This is a genomic window from Ferrimonas marina (assembly GCF_900129905.1).
Taxonomy (GTDB): Bacteria; Pseudomonadota; Gammaproteobacteria; order Enterobacterales; family Shewanellaceae; genus Ferrimonas; species Ferrimonas marina.
Map to the genome: position 1 here is coordinate 1 of NZ_FQXG01000010.1, position 17,926 is coordinate 17,926.

The following is a 17,926-nucleotide window of genomic DNA, read 5'->3' on the forward strand; positions in this document are numbered from 1 at the left end:
TTAGTCCGAAGACCAAATTACTCTGCATGTTGTGCAGTCACTCAGTAGCATCGAGAAAATGATGATTTCTCAATCCTGCGTGAGTGCCCACACAGATTGTCTGACAAATTGTTAAAGAGCGTTGCTTCGTTGCCGAAGCAGGATGCGTATCTTACGCTTCCCGTTGCTGAAGTCAAGCAGAAAATCGCGTTTTCTTTTTGACCTCAAACTTCGTGTTTTGAGCCGTTGGCTCGCCATCCCGAAGTGGAGCGCCATTTTATTCAGTTAACTTAGTGAGTCAAGGACTTTTTTACCGAGTTACCTGAGTGGCTGACGCCATGTTGACCGGTCGCTTCAGCGCGCTGCGCCGTTGTCCCTGCCAACGAGGAGCGCATTATAGGGCGGCTTTTTCATGGCGCAAGGGGGAGTGACAAAATTCTTTTTAACTGGCGATTTATTCACCCTTGGCGCTCAGTTGATGGCCAAAAGATCAGAAGCCTGGCTCAGATGACAGTGATTTGGCTGAATCCCAGGCTTTTTAGCCCGGATTGCAGCGCCGCGTTTGGCAAAGCGCCGGTGGTATAGAAGTAGGCCGCGCCACTGTCGCTGAGCTCCAATGCTAACGCTTCGACCTGGTTGCCTACCCGACGTGCAACCGCCTCGCCGGAATCCACCAGATTGACCTGGCCACCGAGCAAGGCAGTGAGCTCCTCCCTTAATAGCGGGAAGTGGGTACAGCCCAGCACGATGGTGTCCGGGTTGGGGTGATGCTCCAGCCATGGGGTGAGCACTTGGGCCAGTGCGGTCATGTTCACCGGAGTGCCTGCCAGCTTCTGCTCCGCCATCTTTACCAGTTCTGAACTGCCGATGCGAAGGGTGGTCACCTCGGCGGCGAAGGTCTGGATCAACTCATCGGTGTAGCGGCGCTGCACCGTACCTGGCGTGGCCAGCAGGCCCACCACACCGTTGCGGGTCTGCTCCGCCGCCGGCTTGACCGCCGGGACCACCCCCACCACCGGGGGCCCGATGCGCTGACGCAATGGCTCGAGCACCAGGGTCGAGGCACTGTTACAGGCGATCACCACCATGGCGACAGCATGACGCTGCAGGTGGGACTCGATCAGCCGGACACACCCCTCTACCAGATCGTGCTCGTCCAGCTCGCCATAGGGAAAGCGGGCACTGTCGGCCAGGTAGTGGATGTCTGCCTTTGGCATCGCGGCCCGGATCTCCTGATAGATGGAGAGGCCACCGACGCCCGAATCGAAGATAACAATGGAGCCCATATCGCCTGTCTGCTAAACCAATGCAGTAATGAGAGGAAGGTCGTCATTCTCACACAAGCACGCCTTTGTACCAAGGAGGGGTGGACTTGACCGGGCAGGTGGTTAGAATTTGCCCCCTTTGAATCTTCGCCGGAGAATTTATGGATCTCGCTGCCCTTGATCCCCGTCGCTATGACGAGCAACTCGCAGAGAAGTGCGAGCGCATGCGTGCCCTGTTTGCGCAACACGACACGCCGGAGCTGGAGGTGTTCCCCTCCCCGCCGGCGCACTACCGCATGCGGGCTGAGTTCCGGGTCTGGCACGATGGCGACAACCTGGACTACATCATGTTTGACCAGGCCCGCCAGGAGCGGGTGGCGGTGACCCAGTACCTGCCCGCCAGCGAGCTGATCAACCAATACATGGTGAAGCTGCACGCCGCCCTGCAGCCTAACCCGGTGCTGCGCCGTAAGCTGTTCCAGGTCGACTTCCTCTCCACCCTCAGCGGTGAGCTGGTGATCAGCTTGCTCTACCATCGCCAGCTGGACGAGGCCTGGCAGGACGGGGTCCGCGAACTGCAGGCCCAATGGGGTGAGCCCAAGGTGCATTTTATCGGCCGAGCCCGTAAGCAGAAGGTCTGCCTGGAGCAGGACTACGTTGACGAAGTGCTGCAGGTGCATGGCAAGCCGTTCCACTACCGTCAGATTGAGAACAGCTTCACCCAGCCCAATGGCAAGGTGGCGGAAAAGATGCTCGAGTGGGCGGTGGACGTGACCCGCAACAGCGAAGGGGATCTGCTGGAGCTGTATTGTGGTAACGGCAACTTCTCCCTGGCCCTGGCCCAGAACTTCCGCAAGGTGCTGGCCACCGAGCTGGCCAAGCCATCAGTGGAGGCCGCACAGCACAACATCCAGAAGAATGGCATCGACAACGTCACCATCCTGCGGATGTCGGCGGAGGACTTTACCGACGCCATCAACGGCGTGCGTGAGTTCCGCCGTCTCAAGGGGATCAACCTGGCCGACTACGACTGCAACACCATCTTTGTCGATCCGCCGCGCTCCGGCCTGGACCCGGCCACCGAGAAGATGGTGCAGGGCTACCAGCGGATACTCTACATCTCCTGCAACCCTGAGACCCTGATGGCCAACCTGGAGACCTTGGGACAAACCCACAAGATCACCCGGTTTGCCCTGTTCGACCAGTTCCCCTACACCCACCACATGGAAGCGGGTGTGCTACTCGAACGCCGCTAAGCCATCCCTAAACGCACAAACCCGCCGTTCGGCGGGTTTGTTGTTTCTAGCGCATGGGAAATGGGCTGCCGCTTATTGGTCGGTCAGGTTCTTATAGCGCTGAGAGTTCTGCAGGGCTTCGCCCCCCATAGCCAGCATGGCCACCTGGAGGATCAGGCGCTCGGTCAGGGCCTTGCGCTCGGTACGGGTCAGATCCAACGCCTCGGAGCCGGAGGAGAACACCAGTACCACCATCGCTTCCGCCTGGGCATAAGATAGTGCCTTGAGCCGACCGGCGCGGGCCTGGAGGTAATCGTTCAGCTCGTCAGTGAAGTGGCGGATCTCCCGGTTCACGGCAAAACGGAAAGCCGCTGAGGTACCGGTACGTTCGCGCAACAGCAGACGAAACACGTTGGGGTTGGAGTCGACAAACTCCATAAAGGTCTCGATGGAAGCACGGATCACGCTCCCCCCCTGCTCTGCCCGCTGGCGCCCTTTGCGCATCAGCTGGCGCAGGGTCAGACCGCCCTCGTCCACCATGGTCAGACCCAACTCTTCCATGTCCTTGAAGTGGCGATAGAAGGAGGTAGGGGCAATGCCCGCTTCCCGGGCGACCTCACGCAGACTCAAACTGGAGAAGCTGCGCTCGGCGCTCAACTGGTTGAACGCCGCGTCCACCAGGGCACGACGGGTCTTCTCTTTTTGCTGGGCTCGGATCCCCATCTTCTCTCACTCACGCTTTTCAGATCAGCAAGATAGTACAACTTGATGGACGCCTCCGCACCCTTTGCGCACGCGTAGGGGTTGCAATCGGCGCGGGAAAATCGAAAATAGCTAACAAGTGTACGCCGAAGAAGTTATCAAGGATGACCAAGAAACCCCCTATCCTCTGGCTGAATCTCGCCATCTTTATCTCCACCTTTGCTGTCGCTGTGATTGGCGTGCCCTGGTATGGCCTGCAACACGGCTTTTCCACCGCCAGCATGGTGATTGCCGCTGTTTTCTGGTTGTGGAGTGGCATGTCGATCACCGCTGGCTACCACCGTTTGTGGTCGCACAAGGCCTGGCAGGCCCACCCCTCGGTGCAATGGCTGCTGGCCATCGGCGGTGCCATGGCGATGCAGAACAGCATCCTGCACTGGTGCGCCGATCACCGGGTGCACCACAAGCATGTGGACGACAACGACAAAGACCCCTACTCCGCCGGCCGCGGCTTCTGGTTCAGTCACATCGGCTGGATGCTGCGCAACTACCAGCCGACCCCGGACTACAAGAACGTGCGGGATCTGCAGAAGAACGCCATCGTGATGAACCAGCACAACCACTATGGTTGGTGGGTTCTGGGTACCAACATTGGCGCCCCGCTGTTGCTCGGTGCGCTGTTCGGCGATGCCCTGGGTACCCTGCTGCTGGCCGGATTCCTGCGCCTGGTGGTGGTGCATCACAGCACCTTCTTTATCAACTCCCTGGCCCACATCTGGGGCAGCCAGCCCTACAGCGATCAACACAGCAGCCGGGATAACGGGGTGATCGCCCTGCTTACCTACGGTGAGGGCTACCACAACTTCCACCACACCTTTGAGTACGACTACCGCAATGGCATCCGCTGGTGGCACTTTGACCCCACCAAATGGCTGATCCGTGCCCTGGAGAAGTGTGGCCTGGCCTCCAGTCTGCGCCGGGTGCCAGCGGGTCGGATCGAGGCGGCGCGGTTGTCGATGCAGCTCAAGTCCAGCCAACGCCTGTTGGCCGAACATCAGCTGGCCGCCGAATGGCTGCACAAGTTGGAGCTGGAGTACGAGCAGCTGCTGCATAAGATGCAGGGCTATTACGACGAGAAACAGCGCCAGTTGCAGTTAAAGCGGGCGGAACTGGACCGTAGTGCCCGTGAGCGCCTGGCCGAGCTGCGCGATGCCTTTGAACTGCAACAGCGTCAATGGCACGCCCTGCGGGCACAGGCCCACGCAGTGCTGAACTAACCAGCGAACTAAGAAAAGCGGGCCATCGGGCCCGCTTTTTTGTTTCATCCCAGTTTAGCGCTGGGCTTGGATGGTTTGATCCGAGATCAGCCCTTCGAGGATGGCATCCTCAGTAAACAGCAACGGGCGCAAGGCGGTGTTGTCGGAGTAGTACTGGGTCTGATCGTTCCAATGCGGTGACTGCACGTTATTGGACTCAGAGTAGGTCAGCAACCCGCGGGCACTGGGGCCCTCTTCGCCAAAGCCCACCACCATCATCCAGCTGGAGCCGTAACGCACGTGGTATCCCGCCTCGGACAGGCTGGAGCGCATCGGTGCGCCGGTGACCGCATCGATGGCCGCCGGGTAGGCGTGCTTGGGCAGCAGGGTGTCATCCCCTTCGCTGTTGCTATACGCAAAGACGTTAAAGCCCCCTTCGAAGTTATTGGCTCCGGCCCAGGGCAGGCGCACGCCCGAGGGGGTGCCGTCCGGCAGTGACTTCTCGACAAACTGCAGGCTACCCAGGGGCGCATCCAGGGCAAAGCCGTTCTGCTCCAGGCTGGCCGCCGCGGCTGCCAGTGCTACCAGGGCGGAGCCGTCGCTGACCAGGGTGTTGGGGGTATTGACCGGATCGCGGTAGTCGAAAGGCACCGACAGCAGCTGGCTGTCAAAGCGGTAACCAAACTCTCGCAGCAGTGCACCGGCGATGGCATCCTTGTTCTGTGCCCCACCCCATTTCGCCAACGCGGCACAGGCCGGCTGCAGGTCCACACTCAGCTCAGTAGACACTACCACCTGCGTGTCGCCCTGGGCCTGGCACTGGGCCAACAGCTCCGGCAGCACCAGTTCAGCCAGGTAGGTGCGGTTGGACATCAGTGCCGCTTCCACCTCTGCAGGATTGAACAGGCCATCGTCACCGCGGGCGTCGGCCATCAGGGTCAGGCCCATGCGGGTACGCAGGCTTTGCTCACCCCGCTGCGGGCCATACAGGGGAGATACCCCTTCGATCGGCTCGGCGGGGTTGGTGGACCAGAACGAGTTGTTGGAGTTCTGTACGAAGTCCTGGCGCAGCAGCTTGGGCGCCTCCTCATAGGGCACTGCATCATCAAAGGCGTAGGTGCTGTCGTAGCCGGGCAGGATGGTAAAACCTGCCTGCTCGCGCAGCGCCATCAACACCGGATCCGAGGTCAGGTCCACCATGGCGGTCTGGGTCAAGTTGGGCACGGTGGAATCGTCGATGTAGAAGGCGTTGCCCTGGTCATCGGCGTACATGGTGTTGTTGAAGATCACCCCATCGTAATCGATGAAGGCCTGCTGAAAGCTGGCCAGATCGGTGGCCAGGTTCATGGCGATCCAGTGCTCCAGCACATCCAGGTTGGCCTCGTTGGCATCCTGGACAAAGAAGGCCAGGCTGTCGGTCCAGCCAAAGGGAGCCAGTGCCGGCGGTGCTTCCACCATGGGGCCCTTCTCGGTGAGGTAGAGGGTCTTTTGCAGTGGGATCACCTGACCCCCGCCCACGTTCACCTCGATGGTTTCCACCCGCGCTTCGATGGGCATCTCCTCGCCATCCAGCAGGTAGGTAAGGCGGTCCCCCTCTTTCAGCGCCAGCTGGTACATCACAAAGTGCTCAGCGGTGGAGAAGGTATGGGTCCAGGCCAGGTTCTGGTTGAAACCGATATTGATGGCGCCAGGCATGCCTACCAGGGAGCCCCCCATCACGTTCATCACCCCGGGGATGGTGAGGTGCGACTGCCAGAAACGCAGCTGTCCGGTATGGGGGAAGTGCGGGTTACCCAGCACGATGCCCTTGCCGTTCTCGGTGATTTCCGCCCCCAGGCCCCAGCCGTTGGAACCCAGGCCACGCTCGTTCACCTGGGGCAAGGCCATGGCATCGGCGCGATCCCGGGCCAGGGTCTGGATCTGGGCCAGCTGCACCTGACTCTGCTCATTGAGCTGGGCGGTGGCGGCGGGCACCGGCAGGTACTCTTCACCGTCACCGGGATTGGCAAAGAAGATGAGGTCAAGGAAGTTGGCCGAGCCCGGCAGATGGGCGATAGAGAACAGGTAGGTCAGCAGATCCACCGGCTCCACTGGCTGCACCCAGGGCTGACCGGCGCAAGGCAGGTTAGGGGTGGTGACGGCCCCGGAAGCCAGGTCGCCCAGATAGAGGTTGTAGCCGGCGACAAAGCCGCTGAGCATCGCATCGGTGCGACCGGGCAGGTTGGCCATGGCCGCTTCCGCGGATTCCCGTACACGCAGCGCCTTGTAACCGAAGTCACTGATCAGGTTCTGGTTGTCCTCCACCAGCGGCATACCGGTGGCGAAATCGATGCGCTTATGGGGGCCAAAGTACTTGGAGCGCTCGCTGTTGGCCTTGATAAAGCCATCGGCCAGCAGGCAGAGGTGGTCCTCAGCCTGAGCATAACCGGAGCCAAAGGCCAGGCTCTCTAGGTTATCGGCCTGGATGTGGGGCACCCCATAGGTGGTGCGGCGGATCTGGGCGGAGAGCTGTCCCTCTGGCGCCATCAGCACCAGTTCCGGTTCCGGCTCAGGGGTAGGATCGGGATCCGTCGTCGCCGGTGGTGGTGGGGTGATCTCGGTAACGTCATCATCGTCGCCACAGCCGGTCAGCAGCATGCTGGAGGCGATGGTCATGGACAGGACGAGGGGTAATGTTTTCATGGGTTTTCCTTGTTGTGTCGCTCACTTCTCCCCAGTGAGTGCACCCATTCAAACAGTCGTTTCATCTCAATTCAATAGCGACTTAGTCTTACCCCCGTACCTTTTGTGCATGAAAAACGGCGCCCTAGGGCGCCGCTTTGTTCTACTGCCATGGCTTATTGGCCAAAGTCGATGTCCATCCACACCAGTCGCTTGCCGGAGCTCAGGCTGCTGGGTTGGTTGCCATCCACGTCATACAACCATTCGGAGCCTGACGCCCCCAGTGCCGGCCAGAACACACCCATATCAGCAACGAACAGATCGTTATGGGGCAGCACATAGTCGGTGCGCCAGCCATTGATGTTGGTCCAGGTCTGGCCGTTAAGGTGCGGGCTGTTGCTGTCGCGGAAGTAATCGGTGGCACCGGCACTGCCGGGTGCGTTCTGGTTCAGGGCCGGACCAAAGCGCAGCAGGTAGCTGGTCAGCAGCAGGTTGACTGAGCCGGAGTCGCCATCGTAGGACTCCTGCCCTTCTACTGCCAGGGTGTGGGCACGCTGGTCTTCGTCGGAGGCCAGGTGACCCAGCAGCACGAAGGGACGATTCAATGCCACACCGCCGGGGCGCTGGTTGTCATCCTGGATGTAGTCGCCCTTGCCACGATCATCGATGTAGTCCGCCAGGAAGCGCAGCTGATCCCGGCTGCGCTGGTAGGGGCGCTGGGTATCGTCGCGCGGTGCCGGTGACTCCAGTTGGGTCGCGACCAGGCTGACCCGACGACCATCGGGCAGCTTCAGCGGGATATCCACCATGTTAGAGCTCATGATACTCAGCTCGCGAAACACCTCATCCGGCATGGTGTTGTTGTCGCCCATCCCCGGGGCGCGGGCATCATCGACGTCGGCCCACTTAAAATCGCGGAAGGTGCGGACCTGGGCGGTGTCCAGCTCATAGCGGGACAACAGCACAAAGCTGTCCTGACCGTGAAAATAGCCATAGCCATTGGTGTCTTCCGGGTACTGGGAACGGATGCCGTCACCATCCACGTCCAGGGCCATCAGCTGGCCGGAGTTGGTGGCCGCCACGTAGCGGTAGTTGTAGTTCAGCGGTGACAGACCGGCACCCTGGGACACCTCCAGGTAGTTTTCCTGGAACTGGCGGATCGCCACCTCGTCGGCGATGCCGCTTTCACGCACCTGGGTGGCAAAGCCGGTCAGCAACAGCACATCCGGACGACCGCCGCTGATCTCCTGTTGCAGCATCGCTGCCAGATTTTGCAGGCGGGGATTGGTGCGGTTGGAGGTCTCCTGCACCAGGCGGTTATAGCCCATGGGCTCATCGTAGGCCATGTCCACGTGGTAGGTGGCAAAGCGGACCGTCTCCGCAAACTTACTGTTTTTGCCCGAGTCGCTACAGGCGGTCAGGGCCAGGGCCAACAAGGCCAGCCCCAGGTTTCGAAACTGCATGGGTTACTCCGTACCGCATCACCGAAGATCTGTGGCGAGGATTATGCCCCATTTCCCCTGCCTGCTGATGGCAAATTTCTGGTTCTGTGTGGTTTTTAATCAAATCCTGTTAGTTATGTCGCACTTCGGTATCAGTGCAGTAATATCGTAGCTTGCCGAAGTTAATGGACTGCCCCAATGAGCCAAGCGATCAAACTTACCGAATACAGCCATGGCGCCGGATGCGGCTGCAAGATCAGCCCCAAGGTGCTCAGCACCATCCTGGAAAGCCAGTTGCAACTTAAACCCGATCCCGCCCTGCTGGTGGGCAACGCCAGTCGCGACGACGCGGCGGTGTACGCGCTGGACAACGAGACCGGCATCATCAGCACCACCGACTTCTTTATGCCCATCGTCGATGATCCCTTCACCTTTGGCCGGATCGCCGCCACCAACGCCATCAGCGATGTCTATGCCATGGGCGGTAGCCCCATTATGGCCATCGCCATCCTTGGCTGGCCGATCAACACCCTGCCAGCGGAAGTGGCCCAGCAGGTGGTGGAGGGCGGCCGAGCCGCCTGTCGCGATGCCGGGATCCTGCTGGCCGGTGGCCACAGCATCGATGCCCCGGAGCCGATCTTCGGCCTGGCGGTCACCGGCAAGGTGTCGCTGGATCGCCTCAAGCGCAACGATACCGCCCAGGCCGGGGATAAACTGTTCCTGACCAAACCCTTGGGCGTGGGGATCCTCACCACCGCGCAGAAGCAGAAGAAGCTGGCTGACGAGCATGGCCATATCGCGGTGGAGGCGATGTGCCAGCTCAACACCATCGGCACTGAGTTGGCCGCCCTACCCGGGGTCAACGCCCTCACCGATGTCACCGGCTTTGGCCTGGGTGGCCACCTGCTGGAGATGTGCGAAGGTGCCGATCTGATGGCCCAGGTATCACTGCAGGCCCTGCCGATGCTGGATCAGGTTGAGCACTACCGTGCCCTTGGCTGCATCCCAGGCGGTAGCCACCGCAACTTTGACAGCTACGGCCAGTACCTGGCGCCACTGTCAGCACAGGACCAGGCGCTGGTGTGCGACCCCCAAACCTCCGGAGGCCTGCTGGTGGCCGTGGCCCCCAGCCAGGCAGACACCGTCGCCGAGTTGCTGCAACAGGCTGGTCTGCCGCACCACTGCATCGGCAGCCTGAGCCACCATCAAGGTGGTGTGAGGGTGCGCTTTGACTGATCGGATCCCCGCCACCGAATACGATGCCCTGCTGCTGTCCGACACGCCGATGATCGATCTGCGAGCGCCGGTGGAGTTTGCCAAGGGCGCCTTTCCCGGCTCCGTCAGCCTGCCGCTAATGACCGACCAGGAACGCGCGGCAGTGGGCACCTGCTACAAGCAGCAAGGCCAGCAGGCGGCCATCGCCCTGGGCCATCAACTTGTCAGCGGTGCGGTCAAACAAGCGCGCATCGACGCCTGGCTTGAGCAGATCCAGCAACGTCCCGATACCGTGCTGTACTGCTTTCGCGGCGGTATGCGCTCCGAGATCACCCAGTCCTGGCTGGCCCAGGCAGGGGTGCATCGGCCCTATGTGATCGGCGGCTACAAGGCGCTGCGCGGCCACCTGATCGCCCGCACCGAACAGCGCGCCGAGCAGGCCGAGGTGCTTGTTTTGGCGGGTATGACCGGCAGTGGCAAGACCGATTTCCTGCTCAAGCGACCGGAAGCGGTGGACCTGGAAGGGCTGGCCAATCACCGCGGATCCAGCTTTGGCCGCCGGCTGACGCCGCAGCCGGCCCAGATCGATTTCGAGAACCGGCTGGCCCTGGCTTTGATGCGCCATCAGCGCGATCAGCGCGGTGCCCTGCTGCTGGAGGATGAGAGTCGTCTGATCGGCCGGGCATCACTGCCGCTGACGCTGTTCAACCGTATGAGTCAGGCCCCCCGTATCGTGCTGGAGGTGGACCAGACAGCGCGCGTTGAGCAGATCCTCAAGGACTACGTCATTAACCTGCGGGCAGAGTACCTGGCCCGGGATGGGGAGGAGGTGGGACACATTGGCTTTGCCGAACAGCTGTCCAGCAGCCTGGCACGGGTCCGCAAGCGTTTGGGGGGGCAACTGTATCAGAAACTGGACCAGCTGCTGAGCACCGGGTTGGAACAGCAGCAGCGCGATGGCGATCTGTGCGCTCACCGGGAATGGATCGCCATCCTGCTGAGTGAATACTACGACCCGATGTACCACTACCAGATGGCTAAGCAGGAGAGCGAGGTGTTATTTCGGGGCACACCGACGGCAGTGGCGGAGTACCTGGACCAGCGCAGTTAGCTAGGCCAACGCGGTTAGCTGGAGCGCGGCGGCAGGATCTCGCGCCAGGGCAGAGCCTGCGAGCCCAGCACCATGTAGTTGGGGTTCTCCAGGCTTTCCCGCTCGTTGTAGCTTAACGGCTGGTACTGGGTATCGACGATCACCCCGCCCGCCTCGGCAACAATGCATTGGGAGGCGCCGGTGTCCCACTCGCCAGTTGGGCCCAGGCGCAGGTAACAATCCGCCGCCCCTTCCGCCACCATACAACTTTTCAGTGAAGCGCTGCCAAAGGGCACCAGCTCGTAGTCCCGCTGGTTATCCAACCGGGACAATACCGCTTCCCGGCGCTGGCGCCGGCTGACGGCTATCTTCAGTGCCTGCTGCGGTGCCACGGTACGGCTGTGGATCGGGGTCAGCTCACCGGCTTGGTACTTGAATGCACCGTTGCCCCGGGTGGCGTAGTAGCAGACCTCGCTGATGGGGGCGTAGATCACCCCCATCACCGGCACTCCCTGCTCAATCAGAGCGATGTTGACCGCGAACTCGCCACTGCCGGCAATAAACTCCTGGGTGCCATCGAGGGGATCGATCAGCCAGTAGGTATGCCAGTGCTGGCGCTCACTCAGGGGGATGTCGGCGTCCTCTTCGGACAGGATGGGGATCTCGGGGGTCAGCTTGGCCAGGGCGGTAACAATATACTGGTGGGCAGTGAGGTCGGCCGTGGTGACCGGCGTATTGTCGGCCTTGGTCAGTTCCTCGAACTGTCCCTGTTCGTAGATGTCGCGGATACGCTGTCCCGCGGATGTGGCGATTTCCATCACCGGATCAATCAAAGCTTGCAGGCGACTCACTTCTTCTCCACCCCGAAAAAGTACTACACCTTGTTAAGTTTCAGCCTCTTTTGCGCTAAAAACAAGGCACTGATAGAACGAGACTCAGAAAAATCTGAGCGGGCTAGCAGCCCATCTAGGTCATGGATGGACCAGGGCACCACCTCCAGCGGCTCCGGTTCGTCCCCCTCAAGCCGGCTGGGATAGAGATCCTTGGCCAGCAGGATCTCCATGCGAGCAGAGAAATAACTGGGGGCCAGGGCCACCTGGTGCAGCGGCTCCAGCGAACGGGCGGCGTAGCCCACCTCCTCCTGCAGCTCCCGGTTGGCCGCCTCCATGGCGGTTTCACCGGGATCGATAAGCCCCTTGGGAAAGCCCAGCTCGTAGCTGTGGGTGCCCGCCGCGTACTCGCGCACCAGCAGCATGGTCTCCTCGTCCAGCATCGGCACCACCATCACGGCGCCGGACATGGTGCCGCGCATCCGCTCGTAGTGGCGCTCTTCACCGTTACTGAACCGCAGGTGTAACTGCTCCACCTGAAACAGGCGACTCTTGGCCACCAGTTCTGAACTGAGTATCTCCGGTTTCTTATCGCCGCTCATCGGCCCTCTCTCACAGCCCGGGCAGGGCGCCATTGTAGGTGATGGGGTAGGCACCGTCGGCATTGGGTTTGCCCAGGAACTGCAGCGCCTGGCGCAAGTCCTGCGGCTGGTTGTCGGTCTCCCGGATCAGCGCATCCACCTCAACCTGGTTGTTGGCCAACAGCAGCGCCTGCCCCTCGACACCAATCTGGTTCTCTGCGCCATCCAGCAGCAGCTGCACATTGCCCTGCTGGCAGCCCAGTGAGCCCGCCATGTTTCCCAGAGGATAGTGGCCAAACTGGTTGCGCACATCCAGCGCATCCACCAGCAGACGGCCGTTGAGCTGCTCACACCAGGGCTCGCCCTGTTCGAGCCGGCTCAGGTTGAGGGTGACGTTGCCCGCCAGTTGGGTTCGCAGTGGCAGCCGGGCATCGCCCACCAGCCAGCCGATGGGGGCACTGAAGCGCAGCCCCTCGGCATCCAGACCACCCAGGCCGTAGCGCACATCACCCTGGCCCTGCACGTCGGTGCCGTCGACCCGGAAGCTCAGCGCCGCCTGGCCCATCAGCAAACGGCTGGGATACAGCTCCCAGCTCAGTTGCTCCAGGGTCCGATCAGCCACCTTAAGCTGGGCCGCCTGGCCCTTCCAGACCGAACCCTGCAGGCCATTGAGCTCCACCCCGCTCGGCACTGGGGCGAGTTTCCACACCCAGGCCATCGGCAGAGTCACGAGTAAAAACAGCAGATAGACCGCCAGGCCTACCAGGCCGTACTTCAGAAAACGCACCCAACTCTCCTTTACGGTCTTGAGATCTGCAGCCGGCGCACCTGCACCAGGCCGTTCTCTTGTGCCGCGGTTACATCCAGGGTCTCCACCAGGATCCCCTGCTGCTGGGTCAGCTCAGCCAGCCAGCCCAGCAAGGTTTCAAACTGGGCATCTTCCACCCATAACTGCAGCTTATCACCCTGGGGCTGCATCCGAGCGATACGAAGCCCAGCGGTGGCGGCGCTGCGACTGGCCAACTGGCTCAGGCTGCCGCTGCTGCTCGGGCCACCCTGGCCCCCCTGCAGTGCCAGCACCCGGCCGGCATCCAGCTTCATCTGGTTGAGGTTATTGCGCTCGGCCTGCACCGCCCGCTCGGCGTTCTCCACCGCGGTGGATAGCGGAGTCCAGATCCCCCAGTAGAAGATCGCCACCACCAGCAGGGGGCCGGCGATGGTCATATAGCGGCGCTCCTGTTCGGTGCGTTCGCGCCACCAGGCCTGGGCCTGTTCGAGATAGGCGTTCATCACTTCACCCTCACGGTCACCGAGCCGGTGACCCCCTCTTCGTCATTGTTCAAAGCGCCGGTCTCAACGTTAAAGTGGCGACCCGCTTCCTCACGGAACTGCTCAAACTGGGCAAAGCTGCGACCAGCCAGCTGCAACCGCACCTCGCCTCGGGCGGCGTCGAAGCGCAGCGCCTCCGGACGAACCTCGGGTTGGGCGGCAAAGGCCGGGGCCAGTTTGTCCAGCATCGCCAGCAGCTCACCGCCGTCGCCACCGCCACCACCGGCGGCCCGCAGTTTGGCGTTGAGCTGACTGCGCGGGTTCAACACCCGGGTCTCGTTGGGGAACAGGGTGCGGTAGATCTGCACCTGCTCGGCCCGCAGCGCATCCCGCTCCTGGTTCAGATCCCGCAGGGTCAGGGCGTTGTGCACCAGGCCCAGCACCAGCAGCACAGAGGCGGCAATGCCCACCTTGGCCCAGGTCTGGATCGCCTTGCCAAACTCCCGGGCCGGGGCGTAGTTGCCGGTCATCAAGTTGATGGGAGCGCGGCCGAAGCCCTGGGCCAGCCACTGCATCGGCAGCTCCAGGGTCTGTTGCAGCGGCACCACCTCCTCCGGCAGCTCGGTGGGGGTGAAGGTGGCCCAAGGCAGCTGGGGATCCACCCCCAGTTGGGGCAGCAACGGCGCCAGCCACTCCGGCTCCAGGATCATCCCCTTGGCCGGCCCACTGCGCAGCAGCAATTGGTCTTCCAGCTGCAGCAGCGACAAGGCGGTATCCGGGATCAGCGGCAAGGCCAGCAGATCCGGCACCATCCGGGTGCAGGGCAGACCCGCCTCTGCCAGCCAGGATTGCCACAGGCCCATCTGGCTGTGGCTGACCACCGCTACCGACAGCTGATCGCCGTTACGGGGGCCAGGCACGAAGTGCAGCATCTCCACGTCCTGGGCCAGGCTCTCCTCCAGCATGAAAGGCAGTGCCTTCATCGCCTGGCGCTGAGCCTTGGCCGGCAGGGTCACCTCACTGAAGTGGATTGCCGAGCTGTCCACAAGAACATCGACGGGGCGCCCACCGGCGCGCTCTGCCAGGCTGGCCAGCGCCTCCGCCTCTTGCAGTACGCCGGAGCTGATCACCCCTTGCTGTTCATCCGACCAGGTTACCCAGGGGATGGGTTGCTGGGCATGGCTACCCAGGCGTACTACCAATCGTTCACTCACTGTTGGCCTCCATATTGGCGGGTCAATACCGTCAGGTTATTGCCTCCACCACGTCGTAAAACGCTTTCCAAACGAAACACCGCGTTGTCTACCTGTGCGGCGCCGTTGAGTCGAAAATATTCGCTGTCCACCGCCAGGGTTCCCTTGGTCTGGGCTGACAGGTCGGTCAGTCGTGACACCGAGGATTCCTCCCAGAATTTCTCGCTGTCCTCCCAGCCGTCGCCCGGGCGGTTGTTGATCAGGCTCTGGGCATCCCCCAGGGAGAGGCGCCCCTCCAACATCCCCACCAACAGCGCGGCGCGCTCTTCGGTGACGGTGTTGACGTTCAGGATCTGGCGTGACTCGCCGGGGATCACGCAGATGTAGTCCTGCAAAAATTGATACAGCTCCGGCGAGGTACCCAGCACCGCGCGCAATTCGCTGTGGTGAGCCATCAGCTGATTGGGCGCCCGATAGGGGTACTGACGGGCCTCGTATTCCGGGCTCTCGGCGCCATAGCTGCCGCTGGGATCGTTGTCCTCGTCGACGAAATCCTTGATCCGATCTGCCAGCATCTCCGCGGTGTAGCGATCCACCTCTAATGCTTCCAGCATGGCGATAAATTGCCGTTGCGCCAAGGGTTTCTGGTAAGGATCCTGCTGTTTTTCGGTATCGGTCAGCTCCTGGCTGAGGCCATTGAGGTTAAAGCAGGCGCGCAGATCCTCGATACGACCGGCGATGGTGCCGTTATCCACCGGATAGACCACGTCGGCTGTGGCCCAGTACTGCTGCAGGTGCACGGTGCCGTCCGCATCCTCAAAATCCTGTTTCAGCACCCGCTTGGCCAGCGCCTCGGAGGAGAGCGAGTACCAGTAGGCCTGATCCATGTTGTTCAGATTGATGGTGCGGCGCAGACTCAGGTAGCTGCGCTCGGTCATCGCCGCCGCCAGGGTGGTGATGGTGGCCAGCACTAGCAGTACGGTGAGCAAGGCGACGCCTCGTTGTTGTCTCATTGCTCGCTGCCCCCGTCACCGCTGCCGGAGCCCTCGCCCTCGCCGCTGCTGGCGCCACTGACCCCGGTGCCAGAGCCACTGCCGGAATTGCCGTTGCCGGAGCCATTACCGTTCTCATCCTCGTTGCCAGAGCCACTGCCAGAGCCGTCATTGCCATCCGCCGGGTTGGCCACGCCATAGCCCTCAGCCAGCATAAAGTGGCGTCGGATCACCCCGAGTCGCTCCAGTTCCAGCTCCACCGCCACCGCTTTGGGGAAGGCGGTGCCATCGGGCTGGGTCTGCCAGCTGTCCTCGATGTAGAAAGCGAACTTCAGATCGATCACACCATCGAGCAGATCGAGCTGGATCGGCTCCTCCCCTTCCACCGGGTCCGGGTAGAGGCTGTAGAGCCGCTGCAGGGTCTCCTCCTGCACCCGGTACATCACCTGCTGTACCGAACCCCGTGGCAGCCGTCCCTGGGGGTTAAGCCAGCCCAGGCGGTAGAAGCGCACCCCCTGGAAATCGGAGTTGATCAGGTTATCGCCGTGCTCGAACAGCTGGGTGCCCTCTTCACCGAAGCTGTCGCGGCCAGCCCGGGGGATCATCTGGGTAAAGTCCCGCTCCAGCATGTTCATGGCCAGTTGCAGGGCCTTGAGATCGCCCTGGGCACTCTGACCCACTTCGTCGGATTGGATCACCTGGCGCAGGATGGTGGCGGTGCCGATGGCCAGGGTGGCGAAGATCGCCATCGCCATCAGCATCTCCATCAGGGTGAAGCCCCCCTGGCGCTTAGTTTGGATCGGCGACATAGGTCTGCACCTGCACCAGGATATTGTCAAAGGTCCGCTCTAGGCTGACGCTCACCTCGATCATCCGCAGCTTGTCGTCACTGGCCTTCACCACACGCTGACGCCAGTACCAGGTGCGCTCTGCCAACTCAGCTTCGCCGTTGCTGCTGCCCACCTCGGGGAAAGCGTTGGCCAGCTGGATATCCACCATGCGGTTGTGGGCCACGTAGTTGGCCAGGGTGCGCTCTTCGAGCAAAGGCACCGAGGAGAGCTGCACGCTGGTGGTGTTGATCACCGCGATGGCGGCGGTGGCAAAGATCATCAGTGCCGCCATCACCTCAATCAGGGTAAAGCCCTTGGCCCGCCTCATTGCTCCTCCATCTCGTGCAGCCAGTTGATGCGACCCAGTTGGTCGGCCACCAGCTCCACCGGCTCGGTGCGTTCACCGGTTACCACGCTTTCAAACAGCAGGGTAAAGCCACTCATCTCGCCGGAGGGCAGCAGGAACAGCTGCGGCTCAGGGTGCTTCTGCTTCTCCTCTTCGGACAGCTCAAACAGCGACTCGTCCAGGCCAAAGTCTGAGGCGCGATCCTCGTCGCCCTGGCTCAGCGGCAGGCCCTCGAGCTCCAACGCCATCTCGATGCCCTCGGGCATCTTGCGCTGGCGGTAGAAGGGGTCACCATTGACGGTTTCCCAGTGCTGCTCGTCCCGGTTCCAGCGAGCAAAAAAGTAGTGATCCGGCTCCACCACCACACCGAACTGTTCGCCGGTGAAGGTGGACTCCTCCAATGCCATGGTCAAAACAGACCGAAATTCGTTGCCCGCTTTGAGCATGGCATCCCGGCGCACATCTCCGCTGAACATCAAGGTGACGGCGGAGGCCATCACCCCGATGAGTACCACCACCAGCAGGAGCTCTAACAGAGTAAAGCCCCGCTGACGCGAGGCTTTGTGCGCGCCGCTGAGCATTACTGGTAGTCGCCCAGGTTGAAGTTACAGATGTCGTCGTCGGTGCCCAGCTGCATGTCCGGACCGGCGGTGCACAGGTCGAAGCGGCTCATCTCGCCGGGGCTCAGCAGTACATAGTCGTTACCCCAGGGGTCTTTCGGCAGACGCTGAACGTAGCCACCTTCCTGGTAGTTGCGCGGCTCCGGACGGCTGTTTGGACGGGTGATCAGCGCCTGTAGGCCCTGCTCAGTGGTGGGCACCATGCTGTTGTGGGCGTAGTACATCTGCAGGGCGTTCTCCAGACCGGAGATATCCGCCACTGCCTTCTGGATGTTGGCCCGGTCCCGGTTACCCAGGATGTTGGGGGCCACCAGGGACGCCAGTACGCCGATGATTACCAGCACCATCATCACTTCCAGCAGGGTAAAACCGCGTGCGTTGCGGCGTTGACGCAGTTGTCGTTTCATCGAGCGTATTCCT

The 17,926-nt window shown here is 61.8% G+C and carries 18 protein-coding genes; 4 read left to right on the forward strand and 14 right to left on the reverse strand.

Features of this window, described 5'->3' with window-relative positions; all coding sequences use genetic code 11:
- Positions 1 to 482: 482 nt before the first annotated feature.
- A complete protein-coding gene (gene murI, locus BUC04_RS20475; protein ID WP_067661558.1) occupies positions 483 to 1,265 on the reverse strand; it encodes a glutamate racemase in 783 nt (260 codons plus the stop codon).
- A 140-nt stretch (positions 1,266 to 1,405) separates the two neighbouring features.
- On the opposite strand from murI, the gene trmA reads away from it, so the two are divergent.
- Complete coding sequence (gene trmA / locus BUC04_RS20480; RefSeq protein WP_067661556.1) at positions 1,406 to 2,500, forward strand: tRNA (uridine(54)-C5)-methyltransferase TrmA; 1,095 nt, start codon at positions 1,406 to 1,408, stop codon at positions 2,498 to 2,500.
- Positions 2,501 to 2,572: 72 nt separating this feature from the next.
- Here the strand turns inward: trmA and fabR are convergent, their stop codons facing one another.
- Entirely contained in the window at positions 2,573 to 3,202 is a 630-nt protein-coding gene (gene fabR, locus BUC04_RS20485) for an HTH-type transcriptional repressor FabR (RefSeq protein ID WP_067661554.1), read from the reverse strand.
- A gap of 143 nt (positions 3,203 to 3,345) precedes the next feature.
- Between fabR and BUC04_RS20490 the strand changes: the two genes are divergently transcribed.
- Positions 3,346 to 4,458 carry an acyl-CoA desaturase gene (locus BUC04_RS20490; RefSeq protein ID WP_067661552.1) on the forward strand — a complete coding sequence of 371 codons (1,113 nt, stop codon included), beginning with the start codon at positions 3,346 to 3,348 and terminating at the stop codon, positions 4,456 to 4,458.
- A gap of 54 nt (positions 4,459 to 4,512) precedes the next feature.
- Here the strand turns inward: BUC04_RS20490 and BUC04_RS20495 are convergent, their stop codons facing one another.
- Together BUC04_RS20495 and BUC04_RS20500 are read right to left on the reverse strand one after the other, a co-directional pair.
- The gene (locus tag BUC04_RS20495) at positions 4,513 to 7,119 is read right to left on the reverse strand and encodes an acylase (protein WP_067661549.1); all 2,607 of its coding nucleotides are present in this window, start codon (positions 7,117 to 7,119) and stop codon (positions 4,513 to 4,515) included.
- Between the two features lie 155 nt (positions 7,120 to 7,274).
- Entirely contained in the window at positions 7,275 to 8,561 is a 1,287-nt protein-coding gene (locus BUC04_RS20500) for an endonuclease/exonuclease/phosphatase family protein (RefSeq protein ID WP_067661547.1), read from the reverse strand.
- Positions 8,562 to 8,738: 177 nt separating this feature from the next.
- Here BUC04_RS20500 and selD point away from each other — a divergent pair, with 177 nt between their 5' ends.
- Positions 8,739 to 9,776 (forward strand): selenide, water dikinase SelD, encoded by a 1,038-nt coding sequence (gene selD, locus BUC04_RS20505; RefSeq protein WP_067661545.1) that lies wholly within the window; start codon positions 8,739 to 8,741, stop codon positions 9,774 to 9,776.
- Complete coding sequence (mnmH, locus tag BUC04_RS20510) at positions 9,769 to 10,866, forward strand: tRNA 2-selenouridine(34) synthase MnmH (RefSeq protein ID WP_073326129.1); 1,098 nt, start codon at positions 9,769 to 9,771, stop codon at positions 10,864 to 10,866. Before selD ends, mnmH begins: the two co-directional genes overlap by 8 nt.
- A gap of 14 nt (positions 10,867 to 10,880) precedes the next feature.
- Here mnmH and cysQ read toward each other — a convergent pair whose 3' ends face one another.
- The 10 genes from cysQ to gspG are packed head-to-tail and all read right to left on the reverse strand — an operon-like array spanning position 10,881 to position 17,913.
- Positions 10,881 to 11,696, reverse strand: coding sequence for a 3'(2'),5'-bisphosphate nucleotidase CysQ (gene cysQ / locus BUC04_RS20515; protein WP_326937935.1), 816 nt, complete (start codon positions 11,694 to 11,696; stop codon positions 10,881 to 10,883).
- 23 nt (positions 11,697 to 11,719) lie between these two features.
- Positions 11,720 to 12,277 (reverse strand): ADP compounds hydrolase NudE, encoded by a 558-nt coding sequence (gene nudE, locus BUC04_RS20520; RefSeq protein ID WP_082766715.1) that lies wholly within the window; start codon positions 12,275 to 12,277, stop codon positions 11,720 to 11,722.
- A 10-nt stretch (positions 12,278 to 12,287) separates the two neighbouring features.
- The gene (locus BUC04_RS20525; protein ID WP_067661541.1) at positions 12,288 to 13,043 is read right to left on the reverse strand and encodes a type II secretion system protein N; all 756 of its coding nucleotides are present in this window, start codon (positions 13,041 to 13,043) and stop codon (positions 12,288 to 12,290) included.
- Between the two features lie 11 nt (positions 13,044 to 13,054).
- Complete coding sequence (locus tag BUC04_RS20530) at positions 13,055 to 13,546, reverse strand: type II secretion system protein M (RefSeq protein WP_067661539.1); 492 nt, start codon at positions 13,544 to 13,546, stop codon at positions 13,055 to 13,057.
- Positions 13,546 to 14,739 carry a type II secretion system protein GspL gene (gene gspL, locus BUC04_RS20535; RefSeq protein ID WP_067661537.1) on the reverse strand — a complete coding sequence of 398 codons (1,194 nt, stop codon included), beginning with the start codon at positions 14,737 to 14,739 and terminating at the stop codon, positions 13,546 to 13,548. The genes BUC04_RS20530 and gspL overlap by 1 nt, the downstream gene beginning before the upstream one ends.
- Complete coding sequence (gspK, locus tag BUC04_RS20540; RefSeq protein WP_067661535.1) at positions 14,736 to 15,731, reverse strand: type II secretion system minor pseudopilin GspK; 996 nt, start codon at positions 15,729 to 15,731, stop codon at positions 14,736 to 14,738. Before gspK ends, gspL begins: the two co-directional genes overlap by 4 nt.
- Positions 15,728 to 16,519 (reverse strand): type II secretion system minor pseudopilin GspJ, encoded by a 792-nt coding sequence (gspJ, locus tag BUC04_RS20545; protein ID WP_067661533.1) that lies wholly within the window; start codon positions 16,517 to 16,519, stop codon positions 15,728 to 15,730. Before gspJ ends, gspK begins: the two co-directional genes overlap by 4 nt.
- A complete protein-coding gene (gene gspI / locus BUC04_RS20550; RefSeq protein ID WP_067661531.1) occupies positions 16,500 to 16,868 on the reverse strand; it encodes a type II secretion system minor pseudopilin GspI in 369 nt (122 codons plus the stop codon). Before gspI ends, gspJ begins: the two co-directional genes overlap by 20 nt.
- On the reverse strand, positions 16,865 to 17,467 hold the full coding sequence (gene gspH, locus BUC04_RS20555) for a type II secretion system minor pseudopilin GspH (protein ID WP_067661529.1): 603 nt from the start codon (positions 17,465 to 17,467) through the stop codon (positions 16,865 to 16,867). Before gspH ends, gspI begins: the two co-directional genes overlap by 4 nt.
- The gene (gene gspG, locus BUC04_RS20560) at positions 17,467 to 17,913 is read right to left on the reverse strand and encodes a type II secretion system major pseudopilin GspG (RefSeq protein ID WP_143165822.1); all 447 of its coding nucleotides are present in this window, start codon (positions 17,911 to 17,913) and stop codon (positions 17,467 to 17,469) included. The genes gspH and gspG overlap by 1 nt, the downstream gene beginning before the upstream one ends.
- Between the last annotated feature and the right edge of the window lie 13 nt (positions 17,914 to 17,926).

What these genes read in the sequence shown, in the direction of transcription:
- nudE (WP_082766715.1), bottom strand. Translation starts at nt 12,277, where the DNA reads ATGAGCGGCGATAAGAAACCGGAGATACTCAGTTCAGAACTGGTGGCC.
- fabR (WP_067661554.1), bottom strand. Translation starts at nt 3,202, where the DNA reads ATGGGGATCCGAGCCCAGCAAAAAGAGAAGACCCGTCGTGCCCTGGTG.
- murI (WP_067661558.1), bottom strand. Translation starts at nt 1,265, where the DNA reads ATGGGCTCCATTGTTATCTTCGATTCGGGCGTCGGTGGCCTCTCCATC.
- trmA (WP_067661556.1), top strand. Translation starts at nt 1,406, where the DNA reads ATGGATCTCGCTGCCCTTGATCCCCGTCGCTATGACGAGCAACTCGCA.
- gspG (WP_143165822.1), bottom strand. Translation starts at nt 17,913, where the DNA reads ATGAAACGACAACTGCGTCAACGCCGCAACGCACGCGGTTTTACCCTG.
- gspK (WP_067661535.1), bottom strand. Translation starts at nt 15,731, where the DNA reads ATGAGACAACAACGAGGCGTCGCCTTGCTCACCGTACTGCTAGTGCTG.
- gspJ (WP_067661533.1), bottom strand. Translation starts at nt 16,519, where the DNA reads ATGTCGCCGATCCAAACTAAGCGCCAGGGGGGCTTCACCCTGATGGAG.
- selD (WP_067661545.1), top strand. Translation starts at nt 8,739, where the DNA reads ATGAGCCAAGCGATCAAACTTACCGAATACAGCCATGGCGCCGGATGC.
- gspI (WP_067661531.1), bottom strand. Translation starts at nt 16,868, where the DNA reads ATGAGGCGGGCCAAGGGCTTTACCCTGATTGAGGTGATGGCGGCACTG.
- gspH (WP_067661529.1), bottom strand. Translation starts at nt 17,467, where the DNA reads ATGCTCAGCGGCGCGCACAAAGCCTCGCGTCAGCGGGGCTTTACTCTG.
- BUC04_RS20490 (WP_067661552.1), top strand. Translation starts at nt 3,346, where the DNA reads ATGACCAAGAAACCCCCTATCCTCTGGCTGAATCTCGCCATCTTTATC.
- BUC04_RS20500 (WP_067661547.1), bottom strand. Translation starts at nt 8,561, where the DNA reads ATGCAGTTTCGAAACCTGGGGCTGGCCTTGTTGGCCCTGGCCCTGACC.
- BUC04_RS20530 (WP_067661539.1), bottom strand. Translation starts at nt 13,546, where the DNA reads ATGAACGCCTATCTCGAACAGGCCCAGGCCTGGTGGCGCGAACGCACC.
- BUC04_RS20495 (WP_067661549.1), bottom strand. Translation starts at nt 7,119, where the DNA reads ATGAAAACATTACCCCTCGTCCTGTCCATGACCATCGCCTCCAGCATG.